We start from the raw sequence: 19,760 nt of genomic DNA on the forward strand, positions 1-19,760 counted from the left end.
ACCCCGATTAGACAAGGCGATAAATTATTTTGTCCGCCGAGATTTTTAATCATTATAAGATTGTTTCCCTAATTGCCAAATTAACAATTACATACCGAAAAACAATGACATCAAAATTTAAGTTTATTCCCCTACAATTTCCCTGGGTTGCTATCAATCCTAAACCGATTGGGGTTGTTTATTTTATCGGTGGTGCTTTCTTCGGCGCTTTTCCCAATCTGTTCTATCGTTATCTACTCAAACAAGTCTTTGAACGAGGCTATACTATTATTGCTATTCCCTATCGTTTTACTTTTCGTCATTGGAATGTTTCCATAGAAATGGTCAAAGATTTGATTGGATTGAGAAAGGCTATTTATGAAGAAGCTAAGTTTTTAGGCTATGAAGATAACCTTGATTTGTATTTAGAGTATCCCACTGCTGGTAATCCTAATTATTTTGGGATGGGCCATAGTTTAGGGTGTAAATATATCTCGCTTTTAGAGGTTTTAAGTGATGTGGAAAACACAGAACTAGAAAAGGTTTTGAGTGGTTGTGTCGGCAAAAATCAAGCCGAAGATATCCAAAAATCGCTGAATAATACCGATGTCCATACCGTATCTTTGAAAAATCAACCCTCGCTTTTACTGGCTCCTGTAATTGCTGGCATAGATAGTGCAATTCCCATAGCTGCTCTAGCTAAATTAGTGCAGAGTTTGGGTTTAGATGTACAGCCAAACGTGCAGGAAACCCGTTGTTTAATTAGCAATAGTAAGCTATTTCGACTCTTGGAAATTATCGCCTTTGCTAAGGATCTACAGGCTAAAGATACGGTAGCCTGGTTCATTAAAGAACTAAGTCAACAACTCTTAAAACCAGTAGTTCCCTTAGCCAATCGCACCCATCTAGCACCCCTTGGCTGGCGCAATGGCGACCAAGAATTAGCCGATAATGTGATTAAATCAATTCAGGAATTACGAGCTAAACTCATCTCCTGTTATCCCCAAAGTCAGGAAAAAGAGGAAGTCTTAATGAAGATGATTTCTGAAAGTTAATCAATTGAGGATAGGGAGAGGTTGCTAACGGTCAATATTGCCACCTGAATCGCTTTTTCAATGGCTTGTTGTTTGCTTTCTAAACTAATCCCTTCCTCTTCGCTTCTTTGGGCAATCACAGCACAAATACAAGCGGCAGTAAATCCATAAACCCCCGCCATTTTAAATAAAGTTCCCGCTTCCATTTCATAATTGAGAATATTTAAACGTCGATATTCTTCCGTAATTCCCTCTAAATGACGCTGAAGATAAGGGTTAGCAGAAGACAGGATTCTTTCCTGTCCTTCATAAAAACTATCCACAGAAGCGGTAATACCTACATGATAATTTACTCCCAAAAATTGAGCCGATTTGACTAGAGCAACTGTCAAAAAAGGATCCGCCACTGCGGGATATTCCGGAGGAGCAATATCATTAGCTGCACCTTGCCTACATAAAGCCGCTTGCGAGATAATAATATCACCAATTTTTATTCTATTTTGAATTGCGCCACAAGTACCAATACGAATAATAGTTTTAATTCCCACCTGTATTAATTCATTAACTACAATACTCAAAGATGGCGCACCCATGCCACTGGTAGCCAGAAGAATTGGGGTAGAATTATCTAGGTAGCCAAGATAACTATTTAATCCGCGATAATCCGATAGTAAACGTGCATTTTGTAAATAAGTTTCAGCAATATAGCGCGAGCGTTCTGGTTCCCCCGATAATAGGGTGATAGTCGGTTTTACTGTGCCTAAATCCTCACTGCTAAAGTTGAGATGATAGGGTTTTTGGTGAGATAAGTTATTGGACATTTAAATTAAATTAAGAGCAGTTACTTTGGTTAAATAGGCTTTTGGTTATTATAACAACTTTAGGTTTAAATTGAAATTAAATATTTAATTATTGACAAAAGAGAATCAAGCTTAAGGACGACTATTGATGTTAAGTTCTTGCACTAATTCCTGTACTGTGGTTGAGGGATTGGCATCAAAAGGATGTTTTTTTGCTTCATCTCTATCTTGAATAAGTTTTGCTGCATTAGTGATTGCTGTTGTCTGGTATGGCTTTAATTTTTCGTACATATCCTCTCGATTTTTTGCATATTGTTCTTTTTCGTTTAATAATTTACACTTTTTCATCTGAGTATTTAAAATTTTTGGGTATTCACTTCGGGATGTGGCAATATCCAGATATTGAAAGTGTAAAATAAACCAAATTTCAAAAGCTTCATTAGAATAGGCAATCTTGATATTTTTTTGTTTAGCCAGTCCTTCCGCTTGATTAAATTGCTCTTTAGAACAGTTATCTTTATCAAAAACGCACCAGATTTGATCAAATGAGTCATCTTTTTTTAGATTATCTATCATCTTAATAGCTTTGTTGACTAAACTCAAGCTATTTTTACCTTCACCTTTCACCATAAATTCAATTTTATTAGGAACAGTAAAAGCCTTAAAATAGTTAACTTCAGTTTTTTCTCCCTCGCAAACAATTAAAAATCTTTTTCTTGTTTCTCTAGTCTTAATTTGGCGACGCAAATAATCGGAAGTATTCCTATTTTTACCCATACTAATTACCAATAATTGTACTTAAATTACCAATAAAAGGTATTGCTCCATAACGACCTTGAATATAATCTTTTTCAAAGGTATTATTATTATTAATATCAGCAAATTCCACCAAAGAATATAAATCTGTTGCTCCTTGATGATTTTTTTCGGTAAACCAAATTTGATCCCTCCTTAAAAATTTATGACTAAGTAAATTAATATCGTGAGTAGTAAAAATAAGTTGAGCATTTTTGGGATTAGTTTTCTGAGAATTAAATAATTCGATTATACTTCTAGTCATTAAAGGATGAAGTCTGGCATCCAATTCATCAATTACTAAAACTTCCCCTCTTTGCAAAGTGTCTAAAATCGGTGCTGACAGAGCCAAAATCTTTTTAGTTCCATCAGATTCATGATTGTCCATATCAAAAATTTCTAACTCAATCATTTTACCTGTTGAGTCATACTTTGGATGATAGGTTTTTATGGTAGCGGACTTTATTTCACCGCTAGAGTCACTGATGATATTTCTGACAACATCCTGTAAATCTTGCGGGAAACTATCTAAGGAAATTTTTCTCGTTTCTGTTTCTAGGTTGAGATTGTCAATACTTAAATCTAATTTTTTAATTAACTTAGTCACATCATAAATCAAATCTTGTCTATCAGAAAGATACTCAAGCGTAATCTCTTTTAATAATTCCACATTTAACCCAGACACAACACCTAAGTGACTAAACCAAGAGACAATTTCCACCGCTAGAGAATTATTAAATTGAGCCGCTAGTGATAAAAACAGAGTATTTTTTTTGGTCAATCCTCTTAGTATATTACCTTGTTCAATATTTTTGCTATATTCTATTTTATCGTCTTGCCGATTAAAAATTTTAGTTTCACGACTTCTGGGCGTACAAAATAACCATTCGGAAACTACTCGCTTTTGAGTTACTTCAAATCCATATCTATAAGTTTTATTTTTTAGCTGAAAAACTATTTCAAAAAAGGATGGTTTATCAACAGTTTCGGTACTTAATCTAAAGTGTTCCACATCTATTTTGTCAGTGATTTGTAATTTTGCAGAATTCATGACAAACCGTCGCATAAAATTGAATGCCAGAATTAAATTACTCTTACCACTGGCATTTGCTCCATAAATAGCGGCACTTTTCAGTAAACTAATTTGTTGATTAACCTTAAAAACATTATTTTTATCAAGCTCATCATTACCACAGGCATCCTCCGCAGCTACCATGCTGAGAGTGACTACATCTTTAAAAGAGCGATAATTGCCGACACTAAATCCGATGAGCATTGCATATTAACCCTAACAGTCTCTAAGGAATAAAGGAGACGATACTTTTATTTTATGCACTTGTTGAGCATTTGAACAAGAATTGTCCTCAGAATCAGCAAACAATCACAGTAAAAAAGGTAAGGAATTGATTTTCCTTACCTAAGAATTGTACACTTTTGACAACAAATTTACACTTTTGCTGACTCTTTAACTAACTTATCCCAACCCAATTCCTTGAGGTTATTGTTGCGACGCAGGGGACGAGTAGCTAACTCTAAAATATCTCGCGCATTGGTAAAACCGTGGATTTGAGCAAAAGTAAATTCTACCGACCATTTAGTGTTAATTCCCCGCGCTTCTAAGGGATTTGCATGGGCCATTCCTGTAATCACTAAATCGGGTTTTAAGTCGTAAATGCGCTGAATCTGATTGTAGTTATCAGGTTTTTCGATAATTTTCGGGATGGGAACACCCATATCATTACAGGTTTTTTCTAGTAATGCTAATTCGGCTGCTTGGTAGCGTTTATCCATGTAGGGAATACCGATTTCATCACAAGTCATCCCGCAACGAATTAGGAAACGTGCCAGAGAAATTTCTAGTAAATTATCCCCCATAAAGAAGACCGATTTACCGCGCACAAGTTGCAGATAATCCTCTAAACTTTCCCAAATTTTTGCCTCTCTTTCCTCTAATCCCTGGGGTTGTACTCCCAAAACCGAACAGATTTTTTCTATCCAAGCGCGAGTTCCATCCGGACCGATGGGAAAGGGTGCGCCAATTAATTTACACTTACGACGACGCATTAAAGTGGTGGCAGTTCGTGATAGAAAAGGATTGACACCAGCGACATAATAACCTTCCTCAATTACCGGTAATTCGGTAAACCGTTTTGCTGGCAACCAACCATCTATTTTAACTCCTTGTTTTTTCAATTCTAGGGTTAAATTAGTCACAATCGGGTCGGGAACGGAACCAAATAAAACTAAAGGAGTATGGTCTTGATATTCCGATTCTTCCTGTTTAATTTCTTCTTTTTTCCGTCCAAAAGTTAAGAGTTTTTGGATGGCATTCCGTTCTTCTTTGTCGTTTTCATGCTTAACTTTTTCGGGACATTTATGCACCATGGCAGCGAGGACGGTATCTTCCCCTTGGGTAAAAGCATAATCTAAACCATTAGCGCGCGCTGTCACGATAGGAATACCGATTTCTGACTCTAGTTTCGGTGCTAATCCTTCCAAGTCCATTTTGATAATTTCGGTGGTACAAGTACCGATAAAAACGATAACGCTAGGGTTTCTATCTCGTTTAATTTGTAAGCAGAGGCGTTTTAATTCTTCGTAGTCTTTTAGTTGAGCGGAAATATCCCCTTCTTCTAATTCAGCCATAGCATAACGCGGTTCGGCAAAAATCATCACCCCCATAGCATTTTGCAGGAAGTAACCACAGGTTTTTGTGCCGATAACAAGGAAGAAACTATCTTCGATTTTTTGGTATAACCAAGCGACACAGCTAATCGGACAAAAGGTGTGATAGTTGCCAGTTTCACAATCAAATTGTAAAGCGCTCGGTTCTTGAATAGCGGTCATGTTTTTGGGGTCTCCTTTAACTTGGTTTATTTAGGTTTTCTCGTTGTAACTCTTGGCGGATTTTTTGCAGTACAGGATCCTCAGTAGGATATACAGAATTACTTAATGCTCTTTCTTTCTTTTCTAGTTGTTTCTTCTCAGGATCAAAGTTTAATCCTAAAACTTCTAGAAGTTTGTCTCCATCGTAATTAAGCTGACAAAAGGGATACATCCACACTGATAATTGAGATTCTAAAACGGTCATTGCACCTATAATGATGTAAAAATTCGGACGTTTACCTCCGTCTGATGTTTTTCGCCACCAGCCTCTAGAATCCATTAAAGACTTAATCCAAGATTGATTGTTTTGGTAGTAATCTAACCATTTATCGGGTAAGATTTTTAGCAATTCCTCAAAAATAATTACTTTGTTTTTTTCGACTGATAATTGTTTTTCTCGGAATCCGTTGAGATCTTCAGTGTGCGAAGTAGAAATCAGTAATTCTTTTTCCGATTTTTCCAACTCCTTTTTTTCAGAATCAAAATTTAGTCCTAAGACTTCTAGCAGTTTGTCCCCATCGGAACTAAGTTGACACAAGGGATACATCCACACTGATAACTTAGGTTCTAAAGCTGTTGCTGCCGCTATAATTATGTCAGCACTAGGACGTTTACCTCCGTCGGGAGTTTTTCGCCACGAACCTCTAGAATTCATTAAACACTTAATCCAAGCTTGATTATTTTGGTAGTAATCTAACCATTGCCTCGGTAAGTTGGCTTTTAATTCCTCAAAGTTGCTCATTTTGTCCCCTTGGCTGAATAATGATGTTCTCTCTATTATAATTCCCAATAAGAGGGAAAAATTATCATCATCGAGTTGGGTGGTGGGCCAGGTTTTCCTTAACCCACCAGACGAGATTTTTTCCGGAATTAAACCATCATTAGCTCTAATTCTGCCTCGGCGTTAACTTTGGGTTTATCGGCATTAAGATAGAAATCCGATAATAAAGTGAATAACTCCCGGTCGGCAGATTCTTTGGGAATAACTCCTTCTGGTTTGGCTAAAATCTGATCGGCAATGTTGAGATAATAGTCACAAACGTAACTTAACATCGGATCCTTGTCGGCCATTTCAAAGAGAGTTTGACCTTTAACTCTGGAGACGCGAATATCTTCAATTAAGGGTAAAACTTCTAACACTGGCATGGGAACATGATCCACATATTTATTAATTAAATCGCGTTTTGAGGTGCGATTACCAATTAATCCGGCTAGTCGCAGGGGATGGGTGCGCGCTTTTTCGCGGACGGAAGCGGCGATGCGATTGGCGGCAAAAAGAGCATCAAAGCCGTTATCCGTGACAATTATGCAGTAATCGGCGTAATTTAAGGGTGCGGCAAATCCCCCACAGACCACATCCCCCAAAACATCGAACAAAATCACGTCAAATTCATCAAAAGCGTTCAATTCTTTTAATAATTTCACCGTTTCCCCGACGACGTAACCGCCACAACCGGCACCGGCCGGAGGGCCACCCGCTTCCACACATTTGACACCACCGTAACCGTCATAGATAACGTCTTCGGGCCAGATGTCTTCGTAGTGAAAATCTTTTTCTTGTAGGGTATCGATGATTGTGGGAATAAGAAAGCCTGTCAGAGTGAAGGTGCTATCATGCTTGGGGTCACAGCCTATTTGTAGGACTTTTTTGCCTCTTTTGGCTAAAGCGGCCGAAATATTACAGCTTGTTGTCGATTTACCGATGCCACCTTTTCCGTAGACTGCGAGTGTTAAAGGCATGGAAGTTCTCCTAAATGTACGCTTGAATGGTGAGTTTGTTTATCAGTGCTTTGATCGTAATTATTGACCATCTCCCCACCCCTTGGAAAGAGGCTCAATTTTTATCTGCTATAGCTAGAGTGAGATTGAAAGCGTAAAAATTAGATTAATAATTTTTTAGAGCTTATAGAGTTTATGAAATTGATAAAAACTTATAAAAACAGCTTTGTTTATATATTTACTTTAAATACAAACAATAAACAAAAAACGTCAAAGCTTTGCAAAAACTCGATAAACAGCGTTTTACCGTGGCAAACCAGGACAAAAAGGGTCAAGATAGAGGCAGCCTAGAGACCGATGTCAGATTTTCGTGAATAATCATTACAATTTTCCCCGTCAGAAGATTAAATAAATCGATCCTGAGAAGGATGCCGAAAAAGCCTGTAGTAGAATTAGAGGAAAGTACCTGTAGGGTTTCCTATGCGAGTTAAGCAGAAAACGCTGACTACACTCTTATTAGAGAATAAGGCTCCTAAATATCGTCCTTTTCTGGCGTTTTTTCTGGCTGGGTTTCCCTTGCTCTTTTTAGCATATTTGGTTTCTTTCCAGCGCGCTTATCTCAACTGCATGAGGTTAGGCACAAAAAGAATAGATTGTCAATATGTCCAAGAGTATAATTTTCCTGTTTCTAGTCGGGAGAATTTTTCTTTAACTCACATTAAAGCTACGGCTGTCTATCAGGAAGTTTTTATCAGTGTTGAGCAGAAAAAAACTGTTAATAACACGGTTTTGTTGGTGGGAAGAAATAACTATCTCTACATCGAGAATTTTCGAGATGTGCAGTCAGCTAGTGATTTTAAAACTCGATTTGAGAGTTTTGTGAATAGATATAAAGCTCAGGAAATTATTGCCAAAAGTCCCCTAGATACCTTGTCAGCAATGCTAGAACAGCACCATAATTATCCCTATTATCTCTGGGGTATGTTATGCTTATTGTCAGGTTTATTGTTACTTTATGATGTCAGCTATTGGGAGAGTTATGTCTTTAATCAGGGTACCGCTACCCTAACCCGTAAGCGACAACATTTAATTTTTAGAAGTGAAAGTGATTATCTTCTAGGGAGAATTGTTGAGGCAAAGGTGGAAGATTACAAAGGCTTTTTGGGGTCTAATTACCGACGGATTATTTTAACCCTAGCGAATGGGGAAAAAATTATTCTCAATAGCCGTTTACTGGAATCTATCAGTAACGGAAAAAGGGAAGAAAAAATCCTGGCAATGATTGCCGAAAAGTTAAACTTAACTCAAGAGTAAGTGTTAATCTAAGTAAATGCGCTCAAATTCTAGTTATTTAAAGTCTCTTTTTTTCGGTTTCCTATTAGTCACCGTGTTAGTTTATATATTGCGCGGCATGGGAATATTATCTTTTTTACCCGGAGGATTAATTTTGTTATTAATTCTGTCCTCCGTGGTGACGGGAATTATCTACGGAATCGATAAAACCCGCCGTTTTTAGGAAAATATTGGCTCTTCCTTCCAGACAGAAACGAGAAGGCTGCATCTCATTTTTGTAAATCTACTAAGTTGGGATTTTTAAGGGGAAACTCTCGGCTAAAGTCGGGCGTTACTTTCGATTTTATCACTCAATCCAAGCTTTTGGGGGGTTCTACCCCCCAAACCCCCCGTTGGGGACGCAAGCGCCGTCCCCAAACCCCTCGCGCATTAGTTTTTCGGTGGGATGCTTACACGCAGCTGCTGATATATCTGTAATAATTTAAAAGTCACTCGACCGAATCTAAGACCTAATTGGTTAAGCTAAAAGCTTTGATGTGCCTAGTTTCTAACCTTCTTTTTAGGTAGGAGAATTGTCAGATTCTGTCTTTTGCCTCTTGCCTTCAGAAGCTGATAATTGCTGATTGTCGGTATTTCTGCAAATATGAGATACACTCAACGAGAAGAATCCAACGGTTCTAACGTCAATGTCAAGATTGTGGTCGTCAGTTTCTGAGCAATCTTATCGATAAAAATATCGGCTGCATCTCCTGTTTGTGATATGAGATGCAGCCATTGCCAAAGGCTAACACACCTAGGCTACTTAACCGGGGACTAAAGAAGATTTGAACGCAAAAATTTTCTCGATTACCTCTTCTACCACCTTATCGGGAGTGGACGCACCAGAAGTCACTCCGACGATAATTTTTCCCTCATTTAACCAGTTATCGGTGATGATTAAATCGCCACCTAAAGGTTTATGTTCGATGCGATTACCAGGGAGAATGCGCTCGGCACTATCGATATGATAGGAGGGAATGGCACGCTCGATCGCTATTTCCTGTAGGTGAGTGGTATTAGAGGAATTATAACCGCCAATTACCACCATTAAAGAAAGCGGTTCTTTCACCAGTTCAAACATGGCATCTTGACGCTCTTGAGTGGCATCACAGATGGTATTAAAACTCATGAAATGATCTTTAAAATCGATCGGTCCGTACTTTCTCAACATAGTATGCTCGAAGAGTTTGCCAATTTCCTCCGTTTCACTTTTCAGCATCGTGGTTTGATTGGCAATACCGATATAATCTAGATCACGATCGGGATCGAAACCCTGGGAATGGGCATTTTTAAACTTCTCTAAAAACTCGTTTTTATCGCCACCGTGGAGAATATAATTAGCGACATAATTAGCTTGAGCCAAATTTAAAACGATTAGATAAGTGCCGGCAAAAGAGCTAGTGGCGATCGTTTCTTCGTGATTATATTTCCCGTGAATAATCGAAGTGTGGGCGCTTTTTTTGTGTTTTTCCACGGAATTCCACACCTTAGAAACCCAAGGACAAGTGGTATCCACAATCATGCAACCCTTGTCGTTAAGTATTTGCATTTCCGAGACACTAGCCCCAAAAGCGGGTAAAATCACCACATCCCCCGATTCCACCACACTAAAGTCTTTTTGGCCATTTTCCACCGGAATAAAACCCACAGCCATGGAGCGCAGACGCTGATTAACCGAGGGATTGTGAATAATTTCGTTAGTAATCCAGAGACGTTCCTGGGGAAAATGTTGACGAGTTTCGTAGGCCATGGCGACCGCGCGTTCTACCCCCCAACAAAAACCAAAAGCTTGAGCGAGATAGATCGTCACGTCCCCCCGTTGTAAACGATAATTATTTTCACGAATTTCTTGGATCAGGTCGCTTTGATACTCATTGGTCATCGCATCCATTACTTCCTCTTTGTGACCGAATCCCTTGCGGTTATAGTTATCCGATTGCTGTAGGGTGCGTTTAAAGGATTTTGTATCCATGATTCTCTGATAGGGGTATTGGTGGCGCTAAATTGGGCGAGACAGTAGCTTGCCATATATTAAAAATACCTTATCTAGTCAGCGCAGGGGGTCTTTAGAGACTAGAGAGAAATTCCTCATCGATATCGTAACCAAACTGTTGAGCGAAAAATTTTAAGCGAGATAAAGCAGGAATTTGCTGACTTTTCAGCCAATCAGACAAAATAAAGAGTTTTTGCATCACAAAAATCTCTAAAGCTTCGGGGTTATATTGAATTCCTTCCCCGCGATGGAATTGATGGGGGACCAACATAGCAGCATAACGGGCGATTTCTCCCTTTTTTGGGTCAAGAATAAAGATTAACCAGGGATAAACCGCATCTAAACGCAGAAACCACAGCCTGACTTCTGGTATCTCCGATAATTCCCGCATATCACCCTCTGCGCGAGGATAATCTATCTCTAATTGTAGAGCTTGTTCTAGTTCGGCGATCGCTGATCGGGACTGATAATCTTGAATAATAGTCTCTAAGGATGAGAGATCGAGATTTTGAATCTGATTGGGGTTAAGAGCGATTTTGACAGTCATAGGGGCAAATAAAAGGTTATATCGGGCGAAATTACGGTTTTTTATCCCCAGATCGGCAATGATCTATCTCAGAAAATACTCTCGATCGGGACAAAAAAACTAAGTATGACTATTCTCTCACTCCGGAGTGAGAGAGGGAAACTGGACTAAAATCCCCAAGGTTGGATTTCTCCCACAATTTAACCTCCCTTGCACACCGGGTTTTTTAGATTGATAACTATTAGGGTGATATTGTCCTCGTTTGCTCATCAGTTCCGCTTGACAAAGAGCTAATCGATGACTAATTACTATGGTTATTTTATCGGTGGCTAAAGTGCGAAACATTTGCTAGATTTCCTATTCTGCATTAGCAGCAGGGGAGGCAGTCGGTTTCTCAAAAATGACCAATTCTCAGGATAATTATTTTAGAGGATTTAACCCTTTTTCCCTTAACTTAATTAAGTTCAATCCATCGGGATTATCAAAGAGAGTGATATCGGGGAAATTAGCTACTTTATCAATTACTTTACCCTAGAGAAATCCTCGAACTCGATCGCGCAAAGAAGCAAAGAGTAAACCGGTAATCGTGGTGAGGGAATCGGTGAACAAGCTCAGGAAAATTAATCCGCTCACACTTGCGACTACCTTTAAAACAAACAACGGTTGAGTCTTCTCTGACGAATAATACACATTATTACAGTCCCCGGCACTCGAACCAGGAATAAAGGTACAATAGAACTGTAGAGATCTGGAGGGTTGCTATGTTTACACACAACTTAGATGACAAAAAACTGTCCCTCGATCGAGAAGGGAAAACACTGCGAAAATTCACCTATCGTCCACCAAAAATCTACCACCTTGATCGCCCTAGCAATTTATCAATGGAAGGGAATTCAAGGATTGTGGGATTTAGAAGGAAAATTTGCCCTCGTTATTCTTGATGCAAGTCCTGCGGCAACATTTCCTAGGCATTGCTGATGTCGAAAGTGGCAGTCGCATCAGCAGTTCCCTGGCTGTGATCCCATGGTTGCCACCAAGCAACTGAAGTATGACTAGGATATCATCCCGGAGCGGCAAGGGGAACTGGACTAAAATCCTCATGATTGGATTTCTCCTACAATTTAACCCCCTCTGCACACTGGGGGTTTTTTAGTCGGCAAAATCGGTAACTAGGGACACGAATAAATTAGTCAATTTATGGGAAAATAAGCGCATCTTCTCCGCTTTTATCCCATGCAGGCCGACTTTTTTACTAATATCCTCTTACCCGTTGCCCTAGGCGTTTTAATGTTAGGCATGGGATTAGGATTAATTCCCGCCGATTTTCAGCGTATCACCCGTTATCCCAAAGCAGTCCTGATCGGTTTAGTCAATCAAATTATTATTCTACCGATCGTCGGCTTTATTATTGCTTCTCTTTTGCCTCTCCAGCCAGAAATTGCCGTCGGTTTAATGATTATCGCTATTTGCCCCAGCAGTCCTTCCTGCAATGTTTTAACCTATTTAGCTAAGGGAGATGTGGTCCTTTGTGTTACTTTAACGGCTTTTAGTAGCATCATCACCATTTTCACAATACCTTTTTTAGCTAGTTTAATTCTCCAGCATTTTATGGGTGAAAGTGCCGCCATCTCCCTACCCATTGGTTCCACTATGGCGCAGATATTTTTGATTATAGTTTTACCCATGATTATCGGTATGACTATCCGCCATTACTTCCCTTTACTGGCCAAAAGTCTGGAACCGATAACTAATCGTTTAGCCGTGATTTTTCTAGCGGTTATTATCTGCTTATTAATCCTGAGAGAATGGCAACGTTTACCTTTATTTATCGCTCAAACTGGCCTGGCAGTGATCATTTTAAACACGACTGCTTCCCTAATTGGGTTTTTCAGTGGTCGTTTATTTCAATTAACTATTCCCCAAAGAATTTGTATCGCAATTGAAGTAGGTATTCAAAGCGGCACTTTAGCTATTGCTATCACTGCCGGTTTATTAAAGAATCCCGATCTAGCCATTCCCGCAATGGTCTATAGTTTATGGATGTATGTCAGCGCTTTTATTGCTGTTTATTATGGTCGCAAAAAAGCAGCTTTGGTAAAATAGGTAAATGGGGTGATAGGGTGATGGGGAGAAGGGAGCGGGATACTTTTTCCGTTATTAGTAAACATTACTCAGTAATAATATTCGATTATTGGCCGAGTTTTTCGGTTACTTGAATCGCTTAAAAGCTTGGCTCTGTGTTTTCTTTACTCCTCGATTAATTCATTAGACCTCTTGTGAAAATCAAAAATTGTTGTTAGGGTTAGGCTTCGGCCGTGAGCTCAGCCGAACGGAGTCAGTAGCCAGTAGTCAGTAGTCAGGAGAATTAAGAATAAATAATAATCAATTAAATAATCTATTTACAGATTTTATGCCATTTAATCCTTATTTTTGCCGTTTTTGAACCCTGAAACATTAATTATGCAAGAGGTTTATTACTTTTCTTTTCTATATACTCAACTTAATCGATCGATAAATTCTCTGTTGTCATCCGTTTTTACTTGTCATTTCTGTTTTCCCGTTCCCGAGAGTAACAGAAGAGGGATAGGTTACACCTCGCAGCCTTCCCTTCCCCGCTTCAATAGCCGAGTTTGCTACTACATTAGTACAAAAGATCGGCACACATAAACAGTTATAAGATTGGTCGGGATTGACCTTTTCTAGGCAGCCGAGGTGCTAAAAACTTTACTAGGCGCTTATTTCAGGTATGACAACCCTATTTGATGCCTGAACATTTCCCACTGATCGGAAACGCCGTAATCTAGCGCTTGCATTAGTCTAGACATTACAATAGAAAAGAAGGATTATTCCCAGAAATCATGACACTGCTGACGGTTCGATCGCTCAAAAAAGACTTCGGTATCAAGGAAATTCTCAAAGATGCGAGTTTTAGTCTCGATGATCGCGATAAAGTCGGCCTGATTGGTACGAATGGATCGGGAAAATCGACCCTGTTGAAAATGATCGCCGGATTAGAAGCGATCGATGGCGGCGAAATTCAAATCAATTCGGGGATGAAAATCGTCTATTTACCCCAGCAACCCGATCTAGACGACGATAAAACGGTTTTAGAGCAGGTTTTCGCCGATAGTGGCGAAAGTATGACTTTAATCAAGGAATACGAGGAATTGTCCGATCGCCTTGTCCATGAGCCAGAAAATCTGGATACTATTATGGAACGTTTGTCAAGGGTTTCGCAACAAATTGATCAACTTGCCGCCTGGGATTTAGAAACCAATGCTAAAGTTATTTTAAGTAAACTGGGCATCGATAATTTTAATGCTCGCGTGGGCGATTTATCGGGGGGATATCGCAAAAGAATCGCCATCGCTACCGCACTTTTAGCCGATCCTGACTGTTTATTGATGGATGAACCCACAAACCATTTAGACGCGCTTTCCGTGGAGTGGTTACAGAGTTATTTGTCCCGTTTTCGAGGAGGATTATTATTAATTACTCATGATCGCTATTTTCTCGATCGAGTGACTAATCGCATCATTGAAATCGATCGGGGAGATTTATCTACTTATTCTGGTAATTATGCCTATTATCTAGAAAAAAAAGCTTTAGCGGAAGAATCGATCGCCAGTAGTCAACGCAAACACGCGGGAGTTTTACGACGGGAATTAGAATGGTTATCCCGGGGACCAAAAGCGCGCAGTACCAAACAAAAAGCGCGGATCGATCGCATTCAAGCAATGGGTAATAAGGAATTTAAACAGGTGGAGGGAAAAGTCGATATTGCCACCGCAGGAAGACGCATCGGCAAAAAAGTTATTGAAGTAGAAAAGATATCGAAAGCTTACGGCGATCATACTTTAATTAAAGATTTTACCTATATTTTTACTCCCGAAGATCGCATCGGTATTATTGGCAGTAACGGGGTAGGAAAATCTACTCTCATGGATATTATTACCGGGAAAATTCTCCCCGATTCAGGCACGGTTGACATCGGTTCCACTATTCATATTGGTTACTTCGATCAACAATCCGATGATCTCAATATCAACGAAAATCAAAGAGTGATCGAATATCTGAAAAGTGTGGCCGAATTAGTCAAAACCCTAGACGGCAGCGTGATCACCGCTTCCCAGATGTTAGAAAAATTTCTCTTTCCTCCCGATCAACAGTATGCACCAATTTATAAACTTTCTGGAGGGGAAAGAAGACGCTTATTTTTACTACGAGTTTTGATGAGTGCGCCTAATGTTTTAATCTTAGATGAACCCACCAATGATCTCGATGTGCAGACGTTAGCAATTTTAGAAGAATATTTAGAGGACTTTAACGGTTGTGTGATTGTCGTTTCCCATGATCGCTATTTTCTCGATCGAGTAGTTGATACTATTTTTGCCTTTGAAACCGGGGGGAATATCCGTCAATATCCGGGTAATTATTCCCTTTATCTCGATCAGAAAAAAGAGGAGGAGGAACCAAAAGAAAAAAAAGTCACCCCAAAAACTGTTAAAGCTTCTCCGTCACCCGTCAATAAGAAAATCTCTTTTAAAGAGAAAAAAGAATACGAAGATATCGAGAAACAAATACCAATTTTAGAAGCAAAAAAAGCTGAAATTGAACAGGTACTTTATGGAGAACCCCTAGAAGATTTTACCAAAATAACCGCTCTGACCGAAGAATTAGCTCAATTGAGTCAAAAAATTGATAATTTAACCGATCGCTGGTTAGAATTAGCGGAAAAATTAGGCTAGGATAATCCCTATTTTCCCGATCAATTTAGTTAAAACCGAGTGATAATTTCCGGTGAATCATCCTCATCCATGATCAGATCTGCCGACTCCACCCGCAAGAGTGCCAAATTATCGTTAACCACCCCTTGAAGATAGATTTCCCCCATCCCTTCACCCCCTAGATCGATCGAGCCGAAAACTTGACCGGTTTTGGTATTAAAATTAAACTGAAAATAATTAGCCGAGGAAATTCCCTCGCTGACATTATCGTATTTAGCGATCTCTTGACCACTGTTATCATAAAAAGATACCTGAAAATCTTCTAAAACTTGCGTTTTTCCCGAACCTTTTTCCGAAAAGATAGTCGGGGCCGTTTTTTCATCATAACTAAAAGAACCTTTAGCTGTATAGCCCCCTTCCCCCGACCATTGAAAATCGATCGTCACCGCTAAAACCCCTTGGCTATTCATGTTAGCAACTAAAAGCCAAGCTAATAGTAAAGTCAATATCATCTTTTTCATGGTCAATCTGAACTATAAGTACCTAAGCAAAATTAATTACACATCTAAGCCACTACTCCGTCAGACTTCTGGTGTGAGGAAACAGTGAACTGAAAACTCAAATCCGATCCCTAATAGCTGTCTCCCGTCTCCCGTCTCCCGTCTCCCGTCTCCCGTCTCCTGACGACCGTCTCCTGACGACCGTCTCCTGTCTCGACTAGGAAATTAATTTTGCACGACTACTTAGTAGGTTATTTCAGTTATCAGTGATCAGTTATCAGACTTCGGCTTTTTTCTCCCCACACCCCTCTCCCTTCTCCCCACTTTACTATACCTTTTAAACAGGATTTAGTATCACTGATCATCATGAATAGGGCTAATTTTATCCGACAAAGAGCGATTTACAAAAACTGGCACAATTATCAATCGCGGTGTCAGATTTTGCGATCGCAACTTGGTTTTAATCAAGTGCCTTCCTCCCGTCCCCAAACCTGCATCGGTTGTCGTCACTACCACGGCCAATCCTACGGTCAGAGTCGAGAAACCCGTCAGCGTCTAATTTGTGGATTTCATCCCTCCGGTTGGAATCAAGAGGAAAATTGCCCCGATTGGCAAAGGGAAGACCCCTGAACGCAAATTTAAACCGGACAAAACCATCCCAGGGGCCGGGGTCCGCAACTGTGGCACACTAGAGAGTATAACTGAATTGACAGTAAGCCCTTGACTAATCAAATTACCCCTTTCGACCCCCTTCACAACCACGACGAGACGGGCCATGACCACGAGTCAAAAGGGACCCCCCACGTCCATAGCGAAGCTTCCCTGAAGCAAATTATTAACCGTCTCTCGCGGATCGAAGGACATATTCGCGGCATCAAGACGATGGTATCGGAAAATCGTCCCTGTCCCGAAGTTTTGATGCAAATTGCCGCTATTCGCGGGGCGATTGATCGTGTGGCCAGAATGATCCTCGACGAACATCTGAGCGAATGTATTGCCCGGGCTGCCCAAGAAGGTAGTATCGAGACAGAAATAGAAGAATTAAAGGCCGCCTTGGATCGCTTTTTACCCTAGATTGTGCTATAATGAGAAGTTGGCATTTTTTAGGCAGAGAGCGATTACAGGAGGTGAATTAGGTTAATGACCCAAGTGGTAGTTGGTCAGAACGAGGCGATCGAATCAGCCCTGCGTCGTTTTAAGCGACAGGTAGCGAAAGCGGGAATTTATGCGGATATCAAAAAGCATCAATTTTTTGAAACCCCTCAAGAAAAGAGAAAGCGTAAAGCAGTAGCCCGGAGACGACAAAGAACCCGTCGTCGTTAAAATTACCCAAGTCAGAAGCCGCTCGCAAGCTTCTGGCTTGCTTTTATTTTAACCTCTGTTTTGGGGGTTGGGAAGCGGGAAGTGGGGAGTGGTAAGTGGGGTTAGGGGATGGGGAGATAGGGAGAAAAAAGCTGATTACTGATCACTGATTACTGATTACTGATCACTGATTACTGAAGGCTTTTTCGCTTAAGATAAAGTTTAGCCCTCGATCGAGTTCTAGTGTTTTCATGGTTTTACAACTGCGCGTCTATGTTCCCGAACATCCTCTGGTTAAGCATTGGTTGGCGATCGCACGGGATCAAAATACCCCCTCGGTACTGTTTAAAACAGCGATGACGGAACTAGGCCGCTGGTTAACCTACGAAGCGGCGCGGCAATGGTTGCCGACCCTGGAAACTAGCGTTAAAACCCCTCTAGCGGAATGTCCGGCTACTTTTATCGATCCTAGGGTACCGATCGCCGTAGTCCCGATTTTACGGGCAGGATTAGCCCTGTTGGAAGGGGCCCAAAGCCTTTTACCCCTAGCTAGTACCTATCACCTCGGTTTAGCCAGAAATGAGGAAACCCTAGAGGTGAGTTGTTATTTAAATAAATTACCGGCCAGTTTTGATCCAGCCACGAGAGTCTTAATTCTTGAACCGATGTTAGCCACGGGGGGATCAATTTCAATGGCAATGGCAGAAATTACCGGCAGAGGCGTTGATCCTGCCCTGATTCGCCTGATTTCTGTCGTGGCTGCCCCGCCGGCTTTACAGAAATTGAGTCAAAATTATCCCAGCTTGAACATCTATACGGCTATTATCGATGAAGGATTAAATAGCCGCGGTTATATCGTGCCGGGGTTGGGCGATGCCGGCGATCGAGCTTTTGGAACCTATTAGGAGAAAAAGGGATTATGAGTCAGCGAGATGGGTTTACGGGCGGTTTTTTAGCCGGTGCGATTGTCGGTGGTTTAGTGGGCGGTGTTTTGGGGACAGTGTTGGCTAATCGCAGCCGTCGCAGTTTAGCAGCTGCTGACAATCAGTCTTTTTTGGAGGGCATCCGCAATGGGCGCTTGACTCCAGAGGAAGGCATGGAAATGGCCCGCCGCAGTTTAGAAGATAAAATTGCCCAGTTAAATCTAGCGATCGATGATGTGCGTCAACAGTTAGGATCGGTACAGGAAAACGGCAGCGATCATTAAAATTGGGCTGGCTGAATAAATCTAAAAACCTTTTTGGATAAGCTATGCCCGCGCATTTAAATTGCTTGTGGAGATGAGGCAAAAAGCAAGGCACAAGATTCTCCGTTAGAATTAGCAGTAATCAAACACCACGCTTGCGGGAGCTATGGTTAACCTCACCTATAACAAAAATCGCCCTCTTCCCAGCGCCGAAGAATTGCCCTCTTCCGACGAAACTCCAGTGGACAATCAGTTACAGAATGATATGCCCAACCTACTGCTAAGTTTATTAGCTTTAATTTGGTCTGGTCGAGATGATTGGTATTTTGGGGTAGATATGGCTGTTTATTATAATCCAGACGAATCAGCTTTTGTCCCCGATGGTTTCTTAGCAGTTGGAGTCAACCATGATACAGGAGAAAGAGGTCGGTTAAGCTATGTTTTGTGGGGAGAAAAGTATATCTTGCCGATTTTGTTTTTAGAGGTAATTTCCGAGAAATATAATAGTGAGTATGAGGAAAAATTCTTAAATTACCAAAACCTGGGGATTCTGTATTATGTAATTTACAATCCTTTGAGTGGCAGAAGGGGAAGATTTAAAAACCGACAAAGATTAGAGGTATATAAATTAATCTCAGGGAAATATGAACTTCTAGAAAGTGAGAATAATCGAGTTTGGTTGCCTGAAATTGGCTTGGCGCTGGGTTATGAAAAAGGAGAACATATTGCTTGGTATCGGGAATGGTTATACTGGTATGACCAGTCAGGAAATCGCTATCTAACGGCGGAGGAAAGAGCGAACCAGGCTGAGGCGAGCGCTGCTCGAGAACGGCTGGCTAAACAAGAGGCTGAACAAAGAGCGACACGGCTGGCCGAAAGGCTGAGATTGCTTGGAATTAACCCCGATGAAATGTAAGAAAAGTGCTGTTAGAAATAGCACAAAAATAACAGTTAGGACTGGTACAGGAAAACGGCAGCGAT

At 40.5% G+C, this 19,760-nt stretch carries 22 protein-coding genes; 12 read left to right on the forward strand and 10 right to left on the reverse strand.

Annotated elements, in window-relative coordinates; all coding sequences use genetic code 11:
- Nucleotides 1–104 precede the first annotated feature (104 nt).
- Nucleotides 105–1,034, forward strand: coding sequence for a DUF1350 family protein (locus tag RAM70_RS01245; RefSeq protein ID WP_190380263.1), 930 nt, complete (start codon nucleotides 105–107; stop codon nucleotides 1,032–1,034).
- Here RAM70_RS01245 and RAM70_RS01250 read toward each other — a convergent pair.
- The 6 genes from RAM70_RS01250 to bchL all read right to left on the reverse strand — a co-directional run bounded on the left by RAM70_RS01250 (nucleotide 1,031) and on the right by bchL (nucleotide 7,234).
- Entirely contained in the window at nucleotides 1,031–1,834 is an 804-nt protein-coding gene (locus RAM70_RS01250) for a nucleoside phosphorylase (RefSeq protein ID WP_190380264.1), read from the reverse strand. The two genes, RAM70_RS01245 and RAM70_RS01250, sit on opposite strands and share 4 nt — an antisense overlap.
- 111 nt (nucleotides 1,835–1,945) lie before the next feature.
- Entirely contained in the window at nucleotides 1,946–2,590 is a 645-nt protein-coding gene (locus RAM70_RS01255; protein WP_190380265.1) for an RloB family protein, read from the reverse strand.
- A 1-nt stretch (nucleotide 2,591) separates the two neighbouring features.
- Nucleotides 2,592–3,884, reverse strand: a complete 1,293-nt coding sequence (locus RAM70_RS01260) for an AAA family ATPase (RefSeq protein ID WP_045360106.1) — start codon at nucleotides 3,882–3,884, stop codon at nucleotides 2,592–2,594.
- A 170-nt stretch (nucleotides 3,885–4,054) separates the two neighbouring features.
- Nucleotides 4,055–5,455: a ferredoxin:protochlorophyllide reductase (ATP-dependent) subunit N gene (locus RAM70_RS01265; RefSeq protein ID WP_190380266.1), complete on the reverse strand. Its 1,401-nt coding sequence runs from the start codon at nucleotides 5,453–5,455 to the stop codon at nucleotides 4,055–4,057.
- A 16-nt stretch (nucleotides 5,456–5,471) separates the two neighbouring features.
- A complete protein-coding gene (locus RAM70_RS01270) occupies nucleotides 5,472–6,236 on the reverse strand; it encodes a DUF5331 domain-containing protein (protein WP_190380267.1) in 765 nt (254 codons plus the stop codon).
- A 128-nt stretch (nucleotides 6,237–6,364) separates the two neighbouring features.
- Nucleotides 6,365–7,234, reverse strand: coding sequence for a ferredoxin:protochlorophyllide reductase (ATP-dependent) iron-sulfur ATP-binding protein (gene bchL / locus RAM70_RS01275; protein WP_045360101.1), 870 nt, complete (start codon nucleotides 7,232–7,234; stop codon nucleotides 6,365–6,367).
- A gap of 459 nt (nucleotides 7,235–7,693) precedes the next feature.
- On the opposite strand from bchL, the gene RAM70_RS01280 reads away from it, so the two are divergent.
- Entirely contained in the window at nucleotides 7,694–8,527 is an 834-nt protein-coding gene (locus RAM70_RS01280; protein WP_045360099.1) for a hypothetical protein, read from the forward strand.
- Nucleotides 8,528–8,543: 16 nt separating this feature from the next.
- Complete coding sequence (locus RAM70_RS01285) at nucleotides 8,544–8,729, forward strand: hypothetical protein (protein ID WP_002798718.1); 186 nt, start codon at nucleotides 8,544–8,546, stop codon at nucleotides 8,727–8,729.
- Between the two features lie 579 nt (nucleotides 8,730–9,308).
- On the opposite strand, the gene RAM70_RS01290 is transcribed toward RAM70_RS01285, so the two are convergent.
- From RAM70_RS01290 to RAM70_RS01300, 3 genes are all read right to left on the reverse strand, one after another.
- Entirely contained in the window at nucleotides 9,309–10,517 is a 1,209-nt protein-coding gene (locus RAM70_RS01290) for a 4-hydroxy-3-methylbut-2-enyl diphosphate reductase (RefSeq protein WP_312671989.1), read from the reverse strand.
- A 94-nt stretch (nucleotides 10,518–10,611) separates the two neighbouring features.
- Nucleotides 10,612–11,085 (reverse strand): CRR6 family NdhI maturation factor, encoded by a 474-nt coding sequence (locus RAM70_RS01295; RefSeq protein ID WP_045360095.1) that lies wholly within the window; start codon nucleotides 11,083–11,085, stop codon nucleotides 10,612–10,614.
- A gap of 510 nt (nucleotides 11,086–11,595) precedes the next feature.
- Nucleotides 11,596–11,724, reverse strand: a complete 129-nt coding sequence (locus RAM70_RS01300) for a hypothetical protein (RefSeq protein ID WP_312671990.1) — start codon at nucleotides 11,722–11,724, stop codon at nucleotides 11,596–11,598.
- 120 nt (nucleotides 11,725–11,844) lie between these two features.
- On the opposite strand from RAM70_RS01300, the gene RAM70_RS01305 reads away from it, so the two are divergent.
- From RAM70_RS01305 to RAM70_RS01315, 3 genes are all read left to right on the forward strand, one after another.
- Nucleotides 11,845–12,042 carry a hypothetical protein gene (locus RAM70_RS01305; RefSeq protein ID WP_312671991.1) on the forward strand — a complete coding sequence of 66 codons (198 nt, stop codon included), beginning with the start codon at nucleotides 11,845–11,847 and terminating at the stop codon, nucleotides 12,040–12,042.
- A gap of 255 nt (nucleotides 12,043–12,297) precedes the next feature.
- Nucleotides 12,298–13,167: a bile acid:sodium symporter family protein gene (locus RAM70_RS01310; RefSeq protein ID WP_045360089.1), complete on the forward strand. Its 870-nt coding sequence runs from the start codon at nucleotides 12,298–12,300 to the stop codon at nucleotides 13,165–13,167.
- Between the two features lie 755 nt (nucleotides 13,168–13,922).
- Nucleotides 13,923–15,812 carry an ABC-F family ATP-binding cassette domain-containing protein gene (locus RAM70_RS01315; RefSeq protein ID WP_190381222.1) on the forward strand — a complete coding sequence of 630 codons (1,890 nt, stop codon included), beginning with the start codon at nucleotides 13,923–13,925 and terminating at the stop codon, nucleotides 15,810–15,812.
- Between the two features lie 29 nt (nucleotides 15,813–15,841).
- Here the strand turns inward: RAM70_RS01315 and RAM70_RS01320 are convergent, their stop codons facing one another.
- Entirely contained in the window at nucleotides 15,842–16,312 is a 471-nt protein-coding gene (locus RAM70_RS01320; RefSeq protein WP_045360086.1) for a hypothetical protein, read from the reverse strand.
- Between the two features lie 345 nt (nucleotides 16,313–16,657).
- Here RAM70_RS01320 and RAM70_RS01325 point away from each other — a divergent pair, with 345 nt between their 5' ends.
- The 6 genes from RAM70_RS01325 to RAM70_RS01350 all read left to right on the forward strand — a co-directional run bounded on the left by RAM70_RS01325 (nucleotide 16,658) and on the right by RAM70_RS01350 (nucleotide 19,695).
- A complete protein-coding gene (locus RAM70_RS01325) occupies nucleotides 16,658–16,921 on the forward strand; it encodes a hypothetical protein (protein WP_045360085.1) in 264 nt (87 codons plus the stop codon).
- A gap of 90 nt (nucleotides 16,922–17,011) precedes the next feature.
- On the forward strand, nucleotides 17,012–17,365 hold the full coding sequence (locus RAM70_RS01330) for a metal-sensing transcriptional repressor (RefSeq protein WP_002781887.1): 354 nt from the start codon (nucleotides 17,012–17,014) through the stop codon (nucleotides 17,363–17,365).
- Nucleotides 17,366–17,431: 66 nt separating this feature from the next.
- On the forward strand, nucleotides 17,432–17,614 hold the full coding sequence (gene rpsU / locus RAM70_RS01335) for a 30S ribosomal protein S21 (RefSeq protein ID WP_002738938.1): 183 nt from the start codon (nucleotides 17,432–17,434) through the stop codon (nucleotides 17,612–17,614).
- 230 nt (nucleotides 17,615–17,844) lie between these two features.
- A complete protein-coding gene (gene upp, locus RAM70_RS01340) occupies nucleotides 17,845–18,498 on the forward strand; it encodes a uracil phosphoribosyltransferase (RefSeq protein ID WP_045360084.1) in 654 nt (217 codons plus the stop codon).
- Nucleotides 18,499–18,512: 14 nt separating this feature from the next.
- On the forward strand, nucleotides 18,513–18,800 hold the full coding sequence (locus tag RAM70_RS01345; protein ID WP_045360082.1) for a ssl2009 family thylakoid membrane protein: 288 nt from the start codon (nucleotides 18,513–18,515) through the stop codon (nucleotides 18,798–18,800).
- A 145-nt stretch (nucleotides 18,801–18,945) separates the two neighbouring features.
- A complete protein-coding gene (locus RAM70_RS01350) occupies nucleotides 18,946–19,695 on the forward strand; it encodes a Uma2 family endonuclease (RefSeq protein ID WP_045360080.1) in 750 nt (249 codons plus the stop codon).
- Nucleotides 19,696–19,760: the final 65 nt, after the last annotated feature.

The sequence above is a fragment of the Microcystis wesenbergii NRERC-220 genome, from assembly GCF_032027425.1.
GTDB lineage: Bacteria > Cyanobacteriota > Cyanobacteriia > Cyanobacteriales > Microcystaceae > Microcystis > Microcystis wesenbergii_A.